The 17,606-nt window shown below is 73.5% G+C and carries 16 protein-coding genes; 11 read left to right on the top strand and 5 right to left on the bottom strand.

Going from position 1 to position 17,606, the window contains the following annotated elements; genetic code table 11:
* Nucleotides 1-9 precede the first annotated feature (9 nt).
* Nucleotides 10-2,685 (bottom strand): LuxR family transcriptional regulator, encoded by a 2,676-nt coding sequence (locus tag O3597_RS19790; protein ID WP_281602014.1) that lies wholly within the window; start codon nt 2,683-2,685, stop codon nt 10-12.
* 286 nt (nt 2,686-2,971) lie between these two features.
* Between O3597_RS19790 and O3597_RS19785 the strand changes: the two genes are divergently transcribed.
* The 11 genes from O3597_RS19785 to rdgB all read left to right on the top strand — a co-directional run bounded on the left by O3597_RS19785 (nt 2,972) and on the right by rdgB (nt 12,206).
* Nucleotides 2,972-4,402: a hypothetical protein gene (locus O3597_RS19785; protein ID WP_281602013.1), complete on the top strand. Its 1,431-nt coding sequence runs from the start codon at nt 2,972-2,974 to the stop codon at nt 4,400-4,402.
* A gap of 157 nt (nt 4,403-4,559) precedes the next feature.
* Nucleotides 4,560-4,850 carry an ATP-dependent Clp protease adapter ClpS gene (clpS, locus tag O3597_RS19780; RefSeq protein WP_093401920.1) on the top strand — a complete coding sequence of 97 codons (291 nt, stop codon included), beginning with the start codon at nt 4,560-4,562 and terminating at the stop codon, nt 4,848-4,850.
* 61 nt (nt 4,851-4,911) lie between these two features.
* Nucleotides 4,912-5,406 (top strand): DUF2017 domain-containing protein, encoded by a 495-nt coding sequence (locus O3597_RS19775; protein ID WP_166458131.1) that lies wholly within the window; start codon nt 4,912-4,914, stop codon nt 5,404-5,406.
* 54 nt (nt 5,407-5,460) lie between these two features.
* Nucleotides 5,461-5,949: a M67 family metallopeptidase gene (locus O3597_RS19770; RefSeq protein WP_164445901.1), complete on the top strand. Its 489-nt coding sequence runs from the start codon at nt 5,461-5,463 to the stop codon at nt 5,947-5,949.
* Between the two features lie 67 nt (nt 5,950-6,016).
* Nucleotides 6,017-6,376 carry a MoaD family protein gene (locus tag O3597_RS19765; protein ID WP_164445900.1) on the top strand — a complete coding sequence of 120 codons (360 nt, stop codon included), beginning with the start codon at nt 6,017-6,019 and terminating at the stop codon, nt 6,374-6,376.
* Between the two features lie 10 nt (nt 6,377-6,386).
* On the top strand, nt 6,387-7,352 hold the full coding sequence (locus O3597_RS19760; RefSeq protein WP_164445899.1) for a pyridoxal-phosphate dependent enzyme: 966 nt from the start codon (nt 6,387-6,389) through the stop codon (nt 7,350-7,352).
* A 268-nt stretch (nt 7,353-7,620) separates the two neighbouring features.
* Nucleotides 7,621-8,367 (top strand): MBL fold metallo-hydrolase, encoded by a 747-nt coding sequence (locus O3597_RS19755; protein ID WP_164445898.1) that lies wholly within the window; start codon nt 7,621-7,623, stop codon nt 8,365-8,367.
* Between the two features lie 89 nt (nt 8,368-8,456).
* Nucleotides 8,457-9,602, top strand: a complete 1,146-nt coding sequence (locus O3597_RS19750) for a glycosyltransferase family 1 protein (RefSeq protein ID WP_281602012.1) — start codon at nt 8,457-8,459, stop codon at nt 9,600-9,602.
* A gap of 86 nt (nt 9,603-9,688) precedes the next feature.
* A complete protein-coding gene (locus O3597_RS19745; protein WP_281604595.1) occupies nt 9,689-10,804 on the top strand; it encodes a glycosyltransferase in 1,116 nt (371 codons plus the stop codon).
* Nucleotides 10,805-10,875: 71 nt separating this feature from the next.
* Nucleotides 10,876-11,604: a ribonuclease PH gene (rph, locus tag O3597_RS19740; protein ID WP_281602011.1), complete on the top strand. Its 729-nt coding sequence runs from the start codon at nt 10,876-10,878 to the stop codon at nt 11,602-11,604.
* Nucleotides 11,601-12,206, top strand: coding sequence for an RdgB/HAM1 family non-canonical purine NTP pyrophosphatase (gene rdgB, locus O3597_RS19735; RefSeq protein ID WP_281602010.1), 606 nt, complete (start codon nt 11,601-11,603; stop codon nt 12,204-12,206). Before rph ends, rdgB begins: the two co-directional genes overlap by 4 nt.
* A gap of 92 nt (nt 12,207-12,298) precedes the next feature.
* On the opposite strand, the gene hutH is transcribed toward rdgB, so the two are convergent.
* The 4 genes from hutH to O3597_RS19715 are packed head-to-tail and all read right to left on the bottom strand — an operon-like array spanning nt 12,299 to nt 17,602.
* Entirely contained in the window at nt 12,299-13,834 is a 1,536-nt protein-coding gene (hutH, locus tag O3597_RS19730) for a histidine ammonia-lyase (RefSeq protein WP_281602009.1), read from the bottom strand.
* Entirely contained in the window at nt 13,831-15,033 is a 1,203-nt protein-coding gene (hutI, locus tag O3597_RS19725; protein ID WP_281602008.1) for an imidazolonepropionase, read from the bottom strand. Before hutI ends, hutH begins: the two co-directional genes overlap by 4 nt.
* Nucleotides 15,030-16,388 (bottom strand): formimidoylglutamate deiminase, encoded by a 1,359-nt coding sequence (locus O3597_RS19720; RefSeq protein ID WP_281602007.1) that lies wholly within the window; start codon nt 16,386-16,388, stop codon nt 15,030-15,032. Before O3597_RS19720 ends, hutI begins: the two co-directional genes overlap by 4 nt.
* Complete coding sequence (locus O3597_RS19715; protein WP_281604594.1) at nt 16,385-17,602, bottom strand: allantoate amidohydrolase; 1,218 nt, start codon at nt 17,600-17,602, stop codon at nt 16,385-16,387. The genes O3597_RS19720 and O3597_RS19715 overlap by 4 nt, the downstream gene beginning before the upstream one ends.
* Nucleotides 17,603-17,606 lie beyond the last annotated feature (4 nt).

Genomic DNA, 17,606 nt, shown 5'->3' with positions numbered 1-17,606 from the left:
GACTAGGGTTCACACCGCCGTCGTGCCGTCGTGCCCTGGGATCGTGCCGAGTGCCAACCGCAGCTCCGCCCGGCTGGTCACCCCGAGCTTGGTGTACACCCGTTGCAGGTGGTTCTCCACCGTGCGGGCGGAGAGAAAGAGCTGCTCGGCGATGGCGCGGCTGGTGCCGCCGACCGCCGCGAGCCGCGCCACCTGCCACTCCCGGTCGGTCAACGTCGGGGTGGCCGCCTGGAGCGCCGGAGTGTGCACCATGTCACATCCGGCGAGTAGCGCGCCGAGCCGTTGCCGGGCGTGTCCGACCTCGGGCGAGCGACGCTGCCGCAGCAGGTGCACGGCCTCCGCTACGGCCTCGGCGGCAAGCAGGTCGAGGCCCCGCTCCGCGAAGCCGTCGGCGGCACCGAGCAACCCCTCCGGCAGGCCGTCGGCCGACGCCCGAGCATGCCGGGCAAGCAGCGGTGGCAACTCCCCGTCGACCTGCTCGGACAGCTCGGTCAACCGCTGCGCCACGGTGCGGCGATCCCCGTCGGAACATCTCGGACCGGTCTGCGCTGCGGCCTGCCCCAGCCGCACCAGATCGTGCAGCACCAGGGCCTCGTGCCCGGCGAAGCCGTCCGCACGCAGCCGGTCCACCAGGTCGTGCAGCCGTTTCACCGCGGTGGCGGGCTCACCGCCGGCGGCCAGCGTCGCCGCCCGGGCCTGTTCCAGCCACGGGTACAGCACCACCATGGTCGGCGAGTGCAGGCGGTCGGCCTCGGCCATCGCCTCGGCGGCCTGCCGGGCGTCGCCCCGCAACGCGGCGGCCTGGGCTCGCTCCGACTGGGCCAGTCCCGCGTAGACCCGGCTGGTCGCCAGGACCGCGCAGGCGCTGAGCGCGGCCTGCAACGCGGTGTCGCTGCGTCCGCGCAGCCGTGCCGCGTACGCCCGCAGGATCGCCAGGTAGCCGGTGCCGAGCCGGAAGTCACCCGCGTCGGCGAGGTCGGCGAACTCGTCGGCCACCAGCGCGTCGATGCCGGCGAGATCGCCGGAGAGGGCCAGCCGGGTGCCTCGGGCCAGCTCCACCGCCAGTTGCAGGTACGGCATGTCGGCCCGCCAGCTGGCCACCTTCGCCTGCACCAGGTCCACCGCCGAGGCGCTGCGGCACAGCTGCCCCTGCACGGCCTGAAGGTGTGCGATCGTGCAGCGGGCCAGCTCGCGGGCGGCGACACTGGCCGCCGGGCGGTCCAGCACGCCCTGCGCGAGCCGGAGCGCGGCCGGCGCGTCCAGCCGGTGCAGCCGCATGATCGCCTCGAAGGCGCGGACCCGGGCCTGGGCGGCGGCGTCGGTCAGTTTGGTGCCCTCGGCGGCGATCTCCTCGACGGTGGACGCCTGGCTCAGCCCCCAGTAGCTGACCATGCCGCGTACGGTGAGCCACCGACTGCGCCGTTCCTCCTGGCCCGTGTCGGTCGCGACGGCGTCGAGCACGCCGAGCGCCTCGGCCGGCCGGTCGGCGAACATCAGAATGGTCGCCAGCAGCTCGGCCGCGTCGAACCCACCACCGGCGTCGAGCGCCGCGCGGGCCAGCCGGGTCGCCAGGGGGACGTCGTAACGAGCGAACGCCTCACCGGCCGCGGCGATCAACATCGCCGGGTCCTGCGCGGTGCCGGAGGCCAGCCGCCATCTCGCCACCCGCAGCAGATCCTCCCGCCGCCGCTTGCCGACCTTCTCCAGCAGGTCCGCCAGGTGCGCCTGCAACCGGCGGGTCCGGCTCACCGGACACTGTCGGCGTACCACCTCGCCGTAGAGCGGGTGCGCCAGGCGGACGTCGAGGCGCCGGTCGGACTCCACCATGGTGATGAGGCCGCGTTCCTCGGCGTACTCCACGTCGTGCTGTTCCACGGCCTGGTGCAGCAGCCGCAGGCCGAGCGGCTCGCCGAACGCGACCAGCTCGACCACCGCCCGTACCCCGGGGGTGAGCTGGCCGATCCGGATGTCGATCAGCTCGGTCAGGCTGGGTGCCAGCTCCAGCCGGCCCGTCCAGGTCCAGACGCCGTACCGCTCGACGAGTTCACCGCTGTTGGTTGCCGCGTGCACCAGCTCGCGCAGCAGCAGCGGGTTGCCGGCGCTGAGCCGACCCAGGCGGTCGGTGGAGCCGCTGTCCACCTGACCGCCGACGATGGCGGTCAGCATCGCGGCGGTCTCGTCCGGCGGCAGCGGGCCCAGCTCCGCCCGCTCCACCAGACCATCTGTCCACAGTGCCCGAATCGGCAGTGGGATCTGCTCACCGTCGCGCAGGGTGCCGACCACGGAGGCGTTCTCCGCCCGGGCCACCAGGTGCACCAGCGCGGCCGACGGTGGATCGAGCAGGTGCGCGTCGTCGACCGCGAGGACGATCCGCCGGCCGGCGGCCTGCTGCTGCAACACGTCGACGGCCCAGCGCAGGATGCCGGCCGGTGACAGGCCCTGCGGCTGCTCCGGCAGCACCTGGACCAGGCCGCCGAAGGCCATCGCGGAGGTGGTGGCGCTGGCCGCGATCCGCCAGACCGCGTACTTGTCGCCGGGCAACGCGTCGACACCCTCGTGCAACAGCCGGCTCTTGCCGATGCCGGCACTGCCGGTGAAGAGGATTCCCCGGCCTCGGACGCCGGCCACCGCCATCCGGAGACGGTCGAGTTGCTCAGCCCGGCCCACGAAGCTCCACCGACTCATTCGCGCAGCATATCGACGGAACTGGGGCCGGTACGGCAGCGCGCGAGGGGGAACTTGAGTAGTTGTAGAGTTACCGGTGAGTATCGCAATTGTCCCGTTCCCGACGCTCGCCCCCGTACCCTTCCGGAATCCGAGTGTCGACACCGGATGCTCACTGCGGCCGGCTCGCCGGTCGCCCTGCCTCGGAGGCCGACGCCTGATGAAGCCGGGCCCGCTCCACCATCTCGGCACGCCCGACGACCCGGCGGGGCGGCCTGGCCGTCGGCCCTTTCCGGAGCGACTCGGCGTGTCCAGCACCGACGTCCGGGAGCCGGTCGCGGTGGTCGCGGCCGGGCCCGCCGACGCCGGGCGCACCGGAGTACTCGCCGCGCTGCTGGAACTCGACTCCGGACTGCTCGCCGTGCCGAGCGGCGGCTGGCTGGTGATCCGGCACAGCGCCGAACCCACCCGGGCCGCCTACGTGCCCGGCTACCGTACGCCGCACGCCTACCGGCCCCAGCTGCCGGCGGTGGGTCCGGCGCTGGCCCGGCCGCCGCGCCGGGTCGAGTTGAGCCTGCCTCAGCCGCTGGTGAGACGTTTCGTGGTGGTCGACACGCCGGACATCGCCACGCTGGGTACGGCCGGTTGCGGTGTCCTGCTCGACGCGGTGGGGCGGGCCGGGGCGCTGCTGTTCGTGATCGCGGCGGATCAGTCGTTCGGCGCCACCGAGCTGAATCTGCTGTCCGACCTCGCCGGGACACCGGTGCGGGTCTTCTTCGCGGTCACGCCGGGCGCCGCCGGCTGGGCGGCCGGCGAGGGTACGGCGGCGATGCGGGAGTCGGGGGAGTCCGGCGGCCCGACGGTCGACCCGGTCACGGTCACCGTCGAGGCGCACCGGGCCGCGCTGCTCGCCGCCGTGCCCGGGCTGGCCGACGCCCGCTGGTTTCCGCTGGTCACCGGCGGCGAGGCCGACCTGCGGCGGGCACTTGTGGACTGGGCCTCCGCCGAGGAACTACGGCGGGGCAGTCTGGAGCCGCCCGAGTTGCCCGGTGAGCGCGGCCGGGTCCCGGTGCTCGCCGAGCCGGGCGAATGGTCGGAACAGCTCGACCGGCAGGTCCGCACGGCGGCCCGGCGCATCCGCCAGCACCTTGCCCTGGAGCTGGCCAACATGCACCTGCGCCTGGTGCAGCAGATCGTCTTCGGCGTCGGCTGCGCCGGCCTGCCGCACCTCCTCGACCAGGAGATGGCGGCGCTGTCGCTGCTGGCCACCGCGCAGTGCGACCACCATGTCGGCGAACTCGTCGATGACGCCGCCGGCCGGCTCTTCGGCGCACCCCTGCCCGAGGCGACTCGCCGGCGCATCGACAAGGCGGTCCGCTGGGGTCTGGTCGACGACCCCGCCGGGCAGGAACTGGAGCGGGCGTTGCTCGTCACAAGTACGGCGGGCGTGGCGTCGCTCACCGGTCCGGCGGCGGTCGACATGCTGTCCGCCTATCCCTCGTCGCCCCGTACGGCGGTGCTCCCACCGGTGGCCGTGGCGCTGTCCGGAGGCTGCTGGCAGCACTGGCGTTCGCCCGGCAACAACGACCCGAGCGCGGCGCGGACCTGGGCGCAGCGGGCGTTGCGGGAGATCGAGTTGGAGCTGTCCCGGGAGGTCGCCCGCCGCTTCGAGGCGGTCCGGCTCTCGCTCGGCGCGGTGCTGTCCGATGCTGCCGAACACGGCCTCCTGCTCGCCTGACCGGGCTGCCGTCCACCCTGCCGGCGGCGCCGGCGGGGGATCCGCGCACGCCCGGGACGGGGTGGACCGGGGCGAGGGCGCGGCCGTGGGTGGTGATCCGGGCTGGTCCGGCGTTCCGGTTCCTCGATTCCCCGGATCCGGTGGCACGATGGGGGGCATGGCGGCTCCGCAGGTTGCACCGGTCGAGACCCCGGACACCGATGAGGTGCCGGCAGCCGACCGACCGTGGGTGACGATCGTGTGGGACGACCCGGTCAACCTGATGACCTACGTGACCTGGGTGTTCCAGAAGCTTTTCGGGTACAGCCGGGAGAAGGCCGAGCAGCTCATGCTGGACGTGCACCACAAGGGCAAGGCGGTGGTCTCCAGCGGGGCCCGGGAACGCATGGAGCACGACGCCTCCCAGCTGCACGCGTACGGCCTCTGGGCGACGGTGGACCGGTCGTGAGCGTGAGGAGTGAGCCGGGTTTGCGAGCCCCGCAGTCGCGAACAGGGATGGCACCGTGAGCATGTTCCGCCGCCGGGGCGACCGGTACACCGCCACCTTCGCGGTGGACGAGGTACGTGTGCTCCGTAAGGTCGCCTCCGAGGTGGTCGGCCTGCTCACCGACGGTTTCGACCACTCCGACCCGGTTGTCTGCCGGCTGTTTCCGGAGGTCTACCCGGAAGACGCGACGGGCACCGCGGAGTTCCGCCGGTACACCGAAGGTGACCTGAAGACCGCGAAGATCGATCAGGCTGGTGCGATCCTGGCCGCCCTGCCCGGCGACAGCGGCGGGGAGGTACGCCTGGACGCCGAGGCGGCCGAGGCGTGGTTGCGGGCGCTCAACGACGCCCGGCTGGCGATGGGCGTACGGCTGGAGATCAAGGACGGGACGGACCTGGGTGCGGAGCTCGACGACGCGGTCGCCGACGATCCGAGTTCCAGCCGAGTGTTCCAGCTTTCGGTCTACGCGTATCTCGGGTACCTCCAGGAGTCCCTGCTCAACGCCTTGATCGACTGACTGTGACCGGCGCCGCCTCGCGGTCGGCCGTAGTCGGGCGCTACCCTTGGCGGCGTGCTGAGCATCGACCGGTCGATCGTCGACGCGATCGTCGCCCACGCCCGTCGGGATCACCCCGACGAGGCCTGCGGTGTGGTCGCCGGTCCCGTCGGCAGTGACACGCCGACCCGGCACATCCCCATGGAGAACGCCGCCCGGTCGATGACCTTCTACGAGTTCGACTCGATGGAGCACCTGCGGGTGTGGCGTGAGATGGACGACCGGGACGAGGAGCCGGTGGTCATCTACCACTCGCACACCGCCACCGAGGCGTACCCGTCACGGACGGACATCTCCTTCGCCGGTGAGCCCGACGCCCACTATCTCCTCGTCTCCACGCGCGAGCCCGACACGGAGGAGATCCGCTCCTTCCGCATCGTGGACGGCGTGGTGACCGAGGAGCCGGTGCGGATCCTCGACGCCGGCGTGGATCCACACGCCGTGCAGTCATACATGTTCGGGCAGAGCCCGGCGACGGTCGACTACGAGTGTTCGGGCCGCTGACCACCCTCAGCCCCCGCACGCCCCTTCCCCGTCACCGAGCACCTACCCGATCGAGGAGTACGACACCATGGCCATCGAGGTTCGCATCCCCACCATCCTGCGCAGCTACACCGGCGGCGCGAAGGTCGTCGAGGGCAGCGGTGACACGCTGAACGACCTGCTCACCGACCTGGACTCGCGGCACTCCGGGCTGCGTGGCCGGCTGGTCACCGAGGCCGGCGCGCTGCACCGCTTCGTCAACGTCTACGTCAACGACGAGGACGTGCGCTTCCTCGGCGCGCTGGACGCCAAGCTCAACGACGGCGACAGCGTGACCATCCTGCCCGCGGTGGCCGGTGGCGCGTTCGGCTTCGCCGCGGCGGCGGCGATGGCACAGCACGTCGGGGCCGCGCCGGCCGAGCGCCGGGCGCGCGTCACCGCGAGCTGAGGCGGCCGCGATGACGCGGTACGACAGCCTGCTGGACGCCTGCGGCGGAACGCCCCTGGTGGGGCTGCCCCGACTGTCACCCACGGTGCCCGAGGGCGCGCCGCCGGTGCGGCTGTGGGCGAAGCTCGAGGACCGCAACCCCACCGGCAGCGTCAAGGACCGGGCCGCCCTGTTCATGGTCCGCGCCGCGGAGGCGGCCGGCCGCCTCCGGCCCGGCGACACCATCCTGGAGCCGACCAGTGGTAACACCGGCATCTCCCTGGCCATGGTGGCCAAGCTGCGGGGGTACCGCCTGGTCTGTGTGATGCCCGAGAACGTCTCCACCGAGCGGGTGCAACTGCTGCGGATGTACGGTGCGGAGATCATCTTCTCGCCGGCGGCGGGCGGTTCCAACCAGGCGGTGGCCACGGCCAAGCAGATCGCCACCGAGCATCCCGACTGGGTGATGCTCTTCCAGTACGGCAACGAGGCGAACGCCCGGGCGCACTACGAGACGACCGGGCCCGAGCTGCTGCACGACCTGCCGACCATCACCCACTTCGTGGCCGGGCTCGGCACCACCGGCACCCTGATGGGCACCGGGCGCTACCTGCGCGACAAGGTCGAGGGCATCCAGATCATCGCCGCCGAGCCCCGCTACGGCGAGCTGGTCTACGGGCTGCGCAACATCGACGAGGGATACGTCCCGGAGCTGTACGACGCGACCGTGCTGACCCGTCGCTTCTCCGTCGGCACCCGGGACGCGGTACTGCGTACCCGGCAACTGGTGGAGGTCGAGGGGTTGTTCGTCGGCTTCTCCACCGGCGCGGTCCTGCACGCGGCGCTGGCGGTGGCACACGAGGCCGCGCGGGCCGGCCGCCGGGCCGATGTGGCGTTCGTGGTCAGTGACGGCGGCTGGAAGTATCTGAGCACCGGGGCGTACGGCGGGACGCTCGCCGACGCGGAGGAGGCGCTGGACGGTCAGCTCTGGGCCTGACCTGCGGCGCGATCGACATGTGACGAGGGCCACCGGCATCGCGCCGGTGGCCCTCGTCGCGTCGGTCCACCCGAACCGACCACTTCGGTGACGGGTGGTCGATCGGACGGGCGAAACCGGTGTCACGTTGATGACAACTTCCAGCAGATCATTCTTGCCCCTGCACGCGCGGGCGTAGGCTGCGCAGCGTGGCGTACGCGTCGGTAGTGATCACCGCCGGAGCGGCGGCCGGCACGTTCACTACCTACCGTGACAGCGAGACAACTCGATGCGACTGACCGTCCTGGGCTGTGCGGGCAGCTTCCCCGGACCCGAGTCCCCCTGCTCGGCCTACCTGGTCGAGGCCGAGGACTTCCGGCTCCTGGTCGACTTCGGCTCGGGCTCACTGTCCACTCTGCAACGCTATGCCGGGCTGCACGCCCCGGACGCCATCCTGCTGACCCACCTGCACTGCGACCACATCCTCGACGCCGCCACCTACGTGGTGGTGCGGCGGTACGCCCCGGACGGGCCGTACCCGCCGTTGCCGGTCTACGCGCCGGCCGGCGCCCCGGACCGGCTCGCCACCGCGTACGGGCAGGAGGACAGCACCGTCGAGGACGTCTACCAGTTCTACGCGTTGCAACCCGGCACCTTCCCGATCGGCCCGTTCACCGTCACCGTCGACCGGGTGCTGCATCCGGTGGAGACCTACGGCGTACGCCTGGAGCACGCCGGACGGGTGCTCTGCTACTCCTCGGACACCGCCCCCTGCGAGGCGCTGCTGCGCCTGGCCCAGAACGCCGACGTCTTTCTCTGCGAGGCCAGCTATCTCGACGGCGTCGACAACCCGCCGGACCTGCACCTCACCGGCGGTGAGGCGGGCGAGGCGGCCGCCAAGGCCAACGTCGGGCGGCTGCTGCTGACCCACCTGGTCCCCGCCTGGGGCAGTGAGGCGCTCACCGTGGCGGCCGCCTCCGCCGCGTACGCCGGCCCGTTGGAAGTGGTCCGTCCCGGCGCCTGCTACGAGGTCTGACCCGCCGGGCGCGGGTTCGTGCCGCACTGTTCGCCGGGTGGTCAATTGGACGTCTCCTGGACCTTCGCTGCCACCACGACGGTGAAGACATGCGGATCGCCATCGTGACCGAGTCGTTCCCGCCCGACGTCAACGGAGTCGCCCACTCGGTCGTGCGGGCCGCCGAGCACCTCGTCGCCCGCGGCCACGAGCCGTTGGTGATCGCACCCGCCCCGCCGGGGACGCGGCGCCGCGACACCGACCGGTACCCGTACCCGGTGGTCCGCATCCCGAGCGTGCCGTTGCCGCGCTACCAGGGCTTCCGGCTCGGCGTGCCGACGAACAACCGGCTGGCCGGAGTGCTGCTGGAGCACTCGCCCGACGTGGTGCACCTGGCCAGTCCGTTCATCCTCGGCGCCCGGGCGGCGACGCTGGCCGCCCGGCACGGGCTGCCCACCGTCGCCGTCTACCAGACCGACGTCGCCGCGTACGCCCGGGCATACCGGGTCGGGTGGGGCGAGGCCGCGGCCTGGCGGCGGCTGCGGGAGATCCACAACTCGGCCCGCCGTACCCTGGCCCCCTCCACCCGGGCCGCCGAGAACCTCGCCGCGCACGGCGTGCAGCGGATCTGGCTGTGGCGTCGGGGCGTCGACGCGGAGCGCTTCCACCCGGACAAGCGTTGCCAGAGTCTGCGCCGGACCCTCGCCCCCCACGGGGAACTGCTGGTCGGTTACGTGGGACGGCTCGCCCCGGAGAAGCGGGTCGACCTGCTCGCCGCCACCGCCCGACTGCCGGGCGTCCGGGTCGTGGTCGCCGGTGACGGCCCGGCCCGCCGCCAGCTCGAACGGGACCTGCCCGGCGTGCGGTTCCTCGGCGTCCAGCACGGCGAGGCGCTGGCCCGCCTCTACGCCAGCCTCGACCTGTTCGTGCACACCGGGCCGCACGAGACCTTCGGCCAGACCATCCAGGAGGCGCTGGCCAGCGGGGTGCCGGTGGTCGCGCCGGCCAGTGGCGGGCCGGTCGACCTGGTCACCCCGGGGCAGACCGGCGAACTGGTGCCGCCCGGGGACGACGCGGCGATCGCCGAGACGGTCGCGGGGCTGGCCGCCGACGGGGCCCGCCGGCAGGCGTACCGCAGCGCGGCGCGCGCCCAAGTGAGCGGACGCAGCTGGGCGGCGGTCGGCGACGAACTCGTCGGGCACTACCGGGCCGCCCGCGCCAGCACCCCCGCCGTCGACCTGCCGGCGGCGTCGTGACCGGCAACCACCCGGAGGACACCAGCACGACCAGCAGCACCGGCGCCACCACCACGACCCAGGTCGCGGGCACCCCCGGCGGCGCGCTGCGGATCGTCCGGCTGGCCAGCTTCGTCACCGGCACCTCCGGCGGGCTACGCACCGCGTTGCAGCAGCTGGGCGAGGGTTACCGGGCGGCCGGGCACGACCCCGTGCTCGTGGTGCCCGGCCGCCGCGACGACGACGAACGACATCCGTGGGGCCGAGTGGTCACCCTCGCCGGACCACCGCTGCCGCACAGTGGCGGCTACCGGCTGCTGACCGCCCGTCGCCGGCTCGCGCGGTTGCTGACCACGCTCGCACCCGACCGGCTGGAGGTGTCCGACCGCGCGACGCTGCGCTGGACCGGCGACTGGGCGCGGGAGAACTGCGTGCCGTCGGTGATGGTCTCGCACGAGTCGCTCACCGGCCTGCTGACCGCCTGGGGCTTACCCGGCCCGCTGGGCCGGCGGATCGCCGACCGGCTGAACGCCGACACGGCCCGCCGGTACGACCGGATCGTCTGCACCACCCGATGGGCGGCCGAGGAGTTCGCCCGCATCGGCGTGCCCCACGTCGACCTGGTACCACTCGGCGTCGACCTGGACACCTTCCACCCCGGCCGCGCCGACCCGGCGGTCCGGGACCGGTACGCGGGCCCGGGCGAGGTGCTGCTGGTGCACTGCGCGCGGCTGTCGGTGGAGAAGCGGCCCGAACTGGCCGTCGACGCGGTGGCGCAGCTGCGCCGGTCCGGTGTGCCGGCGGTGCTGGTGATGGTCGGCGACGGCCCGCGTCGCATCGCGCTGCAACGCCGCGCGGCCGGTCTCCCCGTCACCTTCACCGGCTTCCTGCCCGACCGTCGTGCCCTCGCGGCGGTGCTGGCCAGCGCCGACGTGGTCCTGGCCCCGGGCCCGGTGGAGACCTTCGGTCTGGCCGGGCTGGAGGCGTTGGCCTGCGGTACCCCGGTGGTGGTGAACGCGGCCAGCGCGTTGCCCGAGGTGGTCGGTCCGGGCGGCATCGCCGCCGACGGCACCCCGGCGACGTTCGCCGCGGCCGTCGATCAGCTGCTGTCGCGCCCCGAGGCCGCCCGGCGGGCCGCCGCCCGGCACCGGGCGGAGCGGTTCGGCTGGCCGGCGGCGGTCGCCGGGTTCCTCCGCGCGCACGGCGCCCACGCCGACCGCTGATTCCGGGGCTGGGACGGAGGGCGGCCGACACCCGGGGAGGGTCCGATCGGTGGACCACATAGGGTGCAGGGATGGCGCGACCTGACGGGCGGCGACCCGACCAACTTCGACCGGTGACCCTGACCCGCGGTTGGAGCACCCATCCCGAGGGCTCGGTGCTCGTGGAGTTCGGCGGCACCCGGGTGCTCTGCACCGCGAGCGTCACCGAGGGGGTGCCGCGCTGGCGCCGTGGCTCCGGGCTGGGCTGGGTGACCGCGGAGTACGCGATGCTGCCCCGGGCCACGAACACCCGATCCGACCGGGAGAGCGTCAAGGGCCGGGTGGGTGGGCGTACCCACGAGATCTCCCGGCTGATCGGCCGGAGCCTGCGCGCCGCGATCGACCTCAAGGCGCTCGGTGAGAACTCGATCGTGCTCGACTGCGACGTGCTGCAGGCCGACGGCGGCACCCGGACCGCCGCGATCACCGGTGCCTACGTGGCGCTGTACGACGCGGTGAACTGGCTCGCCGCCCGCAAGGCCCTGAGCGGTCAGCCGGAGAAGGTGATGCACCGGTCGGTAGCGGCGGTGAGCGTCGGTGTGGTCGCCGGTGAGCCGCGCCTGGACCTGTGCTATGACGAGGACGTGGCCGCCGAGGTCGACATGAACGTGGTCTGCACCGGCACCGGCGACTTCGTCGAGGTGCAGGGCACCGGCGAGGCCGGTGTCTTCGCCCGCGACCAGCTCGACGCCCTGCTCGACCTGGCCGTGGTCGGCTGCCTGGACCTGGCCGAAGCCCAGCGGAAGGCTCTACTCCCATGAACAAGGTGCTGCTCGCCACCCGCAACCGCAAGAAGCTGATCGAGTTGCAGCGCATCCTGGACGGGGCGCTGGGCGCGCACCGGGTGGCGCTGATCGGGCTCGACGATGTCGAGGCGTACCCGGAGCTGCCGGAGACCGGGCTGACCTTCGGCGAGAACGCGCTGATCAAGGCCCGGGAGGGCTGCCGGCGTACCGGGCTGCCGACGATCGCCGACGACTCCGGGCTGGCCGTCGACGCGCTCAACGGGATGCCGGGGGTGTTCAGCGCCCGCTGGGCCGGGCGGCACGGTGACGACCAGGCCAACCTCCAACTCGTGCTCGACCAGATCGGCGACGTGCCGGACGAGCACCGGGGCGCCTCCTTCGTCTGCACCGTCGCGCTGGTGCTGCCCGGTGGCAAGGAACACCTGGTCGACGGCCGGCAGGCGGGCCGCCTGCTGCGTGCTCCGCGCGGCGACGGCGGATTCGGCTACGACCCGATCTTCCTCGGCGACGGCCAGGACCGCACGAACGCCGAGTTGACCCCGCAGGAGAAGGACGCGATCAGCCACCGTGGCAAGGCGCTGCGCGAGCTGGCCGCGCTGGTCGCCAAGGTGCTCTGAGCGCGGATACCGCGACACGAGTTGCGGTATGTCGCGGTATCCGGGGCGGTTGAAGGCACGAGTTGCGGCGTCTCGTGCGCCATCACCCGGCCTCAGCCGAGGGGGCCGATCTGCTGCTCGATGGCGGTGCGGAGGTCGGGGCCGGCCAGCACGGCGCGGGCGGCCTCCATCAGCGGGGCGAGGAAGACGTCGGGGCCGGGCTCGCCGACGGCTCCGCCGAGCGCGGCGATCGCCGCCCGCCCGGCCGGTGACGGAACCAACGGCGCCCGCAACTGCAACCCGCGTACGGCGGCGAGCAGTTCCACCGCGAGCAGGCTGGTCAGGTTGTCCAGCACGGTACGCAGCTTCCTGGTCGCCGCCCAGCCCATCGAGACGTGGTCCTCCTGCATGCCACTGGTGGGCAGCGAGTCCACCGAGGCCGGCGCGGCCAGCCGGCGGTTCTCGGCGACGATCCCGGCGGCCGTGTACTGCGCGATCATCAGCCCGGAGTTGACCCCGGCGTCGGGGGAGAGGAACGCCGGCAGGTCCCGGGACCGGGTGACGTCGAGCAGGCGGTCCACCCGCCGCTCGGCGATCGCGCCCACCTCGGCGGCGGCGATGGCCAGGAAGTCCGCCGCGAAGCCCAGGGGCGCGCCGTGGAAGTTCCCGGTCGACTCGACCCGACCGTCGGGCAGCACCACCGGGTTGTCCACCACCGAGACCAGTTCCCGGGCGGCGGTAGTCCGGACGAAGTCCAGGGTGTCCCGGGCCGCGCCGGCCACCTGCGGTGCGCAGCGCATCGAGTAGGCGTCCTGCACCGCGTGCGCCAGGTCGTCGCGGTGCGAGTCCATCACCGCCGAGTGCTGCAACAACCGGTGGATGTTGGCGGCCGAGACGCCCTGCCCGGGATGCGGACGGATGGCGTGCAGTTCCGGCAGGAACGGTCGTTCCGAGCCGAGCATCGCCTCGATGGCGAGGGCGGCGGTGACGTCGGCCATGGTGAACAGGTGGGCGGCGTCGTCGATGGCCAGCAGCAGCATGCCGAGCATGCCGTCGGTGCCGTTGATCAGCGCCAGCCCCTCCTTGGCGGCCAGCTCGACCGGGGCGAGGCCGGCCCGGCGCAGCGCGTCGGCGGCGGGCACCCGTCCGCCGTCGGGGCCGAGCACCCAGCCCTCGCCGAGCAGCACCAGCGCGCAGTGTGCCAGCGGGGCCAGGTCACCGGAGGCACCCAACGAACCGTGCTCCGGCACCCACGGGGTGACCTCGTGGTTGAGCAGGTCCACCAGGGCCTCGGCAACCAGCGGCCGTACCCCGGAGCGGCCGAGCGCCAGCGAGCGGACCCGCAGCAGCATCATCGCCCGTACCACCTCCCGGGGCATCGGCGCGCCGACGCCGGCGGCGTGTGACCGGATCAGCGCGTGCTGCAACTCGGCGCGGCGCTCGGGTGCGACGAAGGTGTTGGCCAGCGCCCCGAAACCGGTCGACACGCCGTACACGGGACGACCCGCGGCCTCGATGCCGTCCACGATGGACCGACTGGTGGCCATCGCGTCCACGGTGGCCGGGTCGAGGACCACCTTGGCACCGCCACGCGCCACGGCGCGCACGTCGGCGGGGGTGATTCCGGTGGGCTGGACGGTGACGGTCATCGCGGTACTCCGTTGTGCAGAACCTGGCGGACGAGAGGCACCCCGGGCCGGTAGGCCAGGTGCAGGTGGGACGGTGCGTCGAGGATGATCAGGTCGGCCCGGGCACCGGGCCGCAGCACGCCGACGTCGTCGCGGCGCAGCGCCCGCGCGCCACCGGCGGTCGCGGACCAGACCGCCTCCGCCGGCGTCATCCCCATCTCGCGGACGGCCAGCGCGATGCAGAACGGCATCGACGAGGTGTACGACGAGCCGGGGTTGCAGTCGGTGGCCAGCGCCACGGTGACGCCGGCGTCGAGCAGCCGGCGCGCGTCCGGGTAGGGCGACCGGGTGGAGAACTCCGCGCCGGGCAGCAGGGTGGCGACGGTCGTGGTGTGCCCGCCTTCGTGGCACATGCAGTCGAACCGGGTCGACGCCAGCGCGTCGATGTCGGCGTCGGTCAGGTGGGTGCAGTGGTCGACGCTGGCCGCGCCCAACTCGACCCCGAGTCGCACGCCCGGTCCGGGGCCGAGCTGGTTGGCGTGCACCCGCACGTCCAGGCCGACCGCCTGTCCGCAGGTCAGGATCGCGCGGGCATGGTCGGCGTCGAAGGCGCCCCGCTCGCAGAACACGTCGATCCAGCGGGCGTACGGCGCGGCGGCGGCCAGCATCGGCCCGCAGACCAGCCCCACGTACTCGTCGGGGCGGTCGGCGTACTCGGCCGGGACCACGTGCGCGCCGAGGAAGGTGGTCTCCCCGGTGACCTCGGCGGCGATCCGCAGCGAGCGGGCCTCGTCGGTGACGGTGAGGCCGTACCCACTCTTGATCTCGATCGTGGTGCTGCCCTGGCGCAGCGCCTCCGCGCGCAGCCGGCGCACGGTGGCCCGCAGCTCGCCGTCGGAGGCGGCCCGGGTGGCGCCGACCGTGGTGCGGATACCACCGCCGGTGTACGGCTCGCCGGCCATCCGGGCGGCGAACTCGGCGGCCCGGTCCCCGGCGAAGACGAGGTGGGCGTGGCTGTCCACGAACCCGGGCAGCACCGCCGCACCGGCGGCGTCGATCCGCCCGTCCGCCGCCGGCGCGTCGGCTGCCGGGCCGACCCAGGCCACCTCGCCCTCCTCGACGAGCACCGCCGCGCGACGCCGGATCCCCAGCGGCCCGCCCTCGCCCGCGCCGGGCACATTCGTCACCAGCTCACCGATGTTGTCCACCAGCAGGCTCATGAGGTGACCTCCGTGATCGCGGTGGCAAGTTCCCGCGCCGCGTCCACCCGCACGTGCCGACCGTCGCGGACCAGCACCTGACCGTTTACCACCACCTGCACGACGTCGGCGGTGCTCGCCGCGAACCAGACGCCAGCCGGGGTCACCCCGGCCGTGCGTACGCTGTCCAGCCGCACCGTGACCAGGTCGGCGCGGTCACCGACGGCGATCCGGCCGGCGTCGGTCCAGCCCAGCGCGGCGTGCCCGGCGCTGCTCGCGGCGGTGAACAGCTCCGCCGGGGTGAAATGGCCCCGCTTTCGGGTGCGCAGCCGCTCGTCCAGTTCGACGGCGCGTGCCTCCTCGAACGGGTCGATCACGGCGTGGCTGTCACTGCCCAGGCTCAGCGGAATGCCGGCGTCGGCCATCCGGCGGGCCGGCCCGATACCGTCGGCCAGATCCCGCTCGGTGGTGGGGCAGAGGCAGACCCCGGTCCGGCTGTCGCCGAGCAGCCCCACGTCGGCGCTCGTCGGATGGGTGGCGTGCACCGCCGTGGTGGCCCGGCCGAGCACCCCGTGGTCGGCGAGCAGCCGGGTCGGGGTACACCCGTGCACCGCCCGGCAGGCGTCGTTCTCGGCGGGCTGCTCCGACAGGTGCACGTGCAGTGGCGCGTCTCGGCGGTGCGCCCAACCGGCGACGGTGGCGAGCTGTTCGGCCGGCACCGCGCGTACCGAGTGGATCGCGGCACCCAGACGCACGTGCCCGCCGTCGGGAGTGAACGCGTCGAGCCGTTCCGCCCACCGCAGCGCGTCGCCGTCACCGAACCGCTGCTGCGGCCCGACAAGCGGCCGGCCGTCCACCGAGGCGGTCAGGTAGCAGGTGTCCAGCAGGGTCAGCCGGATCCCGGCCTGCGCTGCCGCCTCGACAAGCGCCGCGCCCATCGCGTTCGGATCGGCGTACCGGCTGCCGCCCGGCCCGTGATGCAGGTAGTGGAACTCGCCCACACAGGTGATGCCGGCCAGCGCCATCTCGGCGTAGACCGCCCGGGCCAGCGCCAGGTACGAGTCGGGGTCGAGGCGACCGGCGACCGCGTACATCTGGTCGCGCCAGCTCCAGAAGTCGCCGCGCCCGGCGTGGGTGCGCCCGCGCAGCGCCCGGTGGAATGCGTGCGAGTGCGCGTTGGCCAGCCCCGGCAGGGTCAGCCCCGGCAGCCGCACCGCGTCGGCCAGCACGTCGACACCGGCGTCGGGCCGGCCGTCCGGCGCGAGCGCTGTGACGCCGGTGATCCGGTCGTGCACCGTCTCGATCAGCACGTCCGGGGTCGGTTCGGCCTCCCCGGGCAGCCAGGCGTACTCCGCGAGCCAACGGGTGGCACTCATCGGAGCAACTCCTCAAGCACCCGGGCCAGCGCGGTCACCCCGGTGGCGCAGTCGGCGTCGGTGGCCGACTCGGCGGGGGAGTGCGACACCCCGGTCGGGTTGCGGACGAACAGCATCGCGGTGGGTACGTGGGCGGCGAGCACCCCGGCGTCGTGCCCCGCCCCGGTGGGCAGCACCGGCGCGGCCAGCAGCCCGGCCAACCGGTCGGCCAATTCGCCGTCGAAGGCCACCAGCGGGGTTGCCGACTCCTCGGTCAGCGTCACCTGAGTACCGTCGCGCCGGGCCCGCTCCGTGGCCTTGCCGTGCACGGCCTCCACCATCCCGGTCAGCGTCTCCGGCTCGGCCGCGCGGGCGTCCAGCCAGCCGGTCACCCGGGACGGAATCGCGTTCGTGGCGTTCGGCTCCACCGCCACCCGACCGACGGTGGCGTGGGCACCACGCAGCCGGGCCTCCTTGTTGGCGGCGAGCACCGTGAACGCGTACGTCAGCATCGGGTCCCGGCGGTCGACCATCCGGGTCGTACCCGCGTGGTTGCCCTCGCCGGTGAAGTCGAAGCGCCAGCGGCCGTGCGGCCAGATGGCGCTCGCGACGGCCACCGGCGCGTCCTGCTCGATGAGCGCGCGGCCCTGCTCGACATGCAACTCCACGAAGGCCGCGAAGCGGCCGAGCAGTTCCGGCCGGGCACCCGCCGGCCGGTCACCCAACGCCTCGGCGAAGCTCACCCCGCCGGTGTCATGCAACCCGGCCGCCCGCTCGACGTCGAGCGCGCCGGTGAGCAGCCGCGACCCCAGGCACGGTACGCCGAACCGGGCGCCCTCCTCCTCCACGAACGCCGCCACCGCCACCGGCCGGGCCGGCGTGACACCCGCCGCACGCAACTCGTCGACCGCCAGGAAGGCGCTCACGATGCCCAGCGGACCGTCGTACGCCCCACCGTGCGGCACCGAGTCGAAGTGGCTGCCGGTCAGGATCGCCTCCCCGGCCTCCGGGTCGCCCCACCAGGCGAACAGGTTGCCGTTGCCGTCGTCGGTCACCGGCATGGCCCGCTCGGCGGCCTGCGCCCGGAACCACTGCCGCAGCCGCAGCTCCGGCTCGGTCAGCGCGTACCGCAGGTAGCCGCCGCTGCGCTCGTCCCGCCCGATTGTGGCGATCTCGTCCCAGAGCTGCCGGAACCTGCCGAGCCGGTGCTCGTCCGCTGCCGAATGCGTCAACAAGAGC

Source organism: Verrucosispora sp. WMMA2044 (assembly GCF_027497155.1).
GTDB lineage: Bacteria > Actinomycetota > Actinomycetes > Mycobacteriales > Micromonosporaceae > Micromonospora > Micromonospora palythoicola.
The sequence above is the reverse complement of the archived record's forward strand: the minus strand, read 5'-3'. Positions and strand labels throughout refer to the sequence as shown.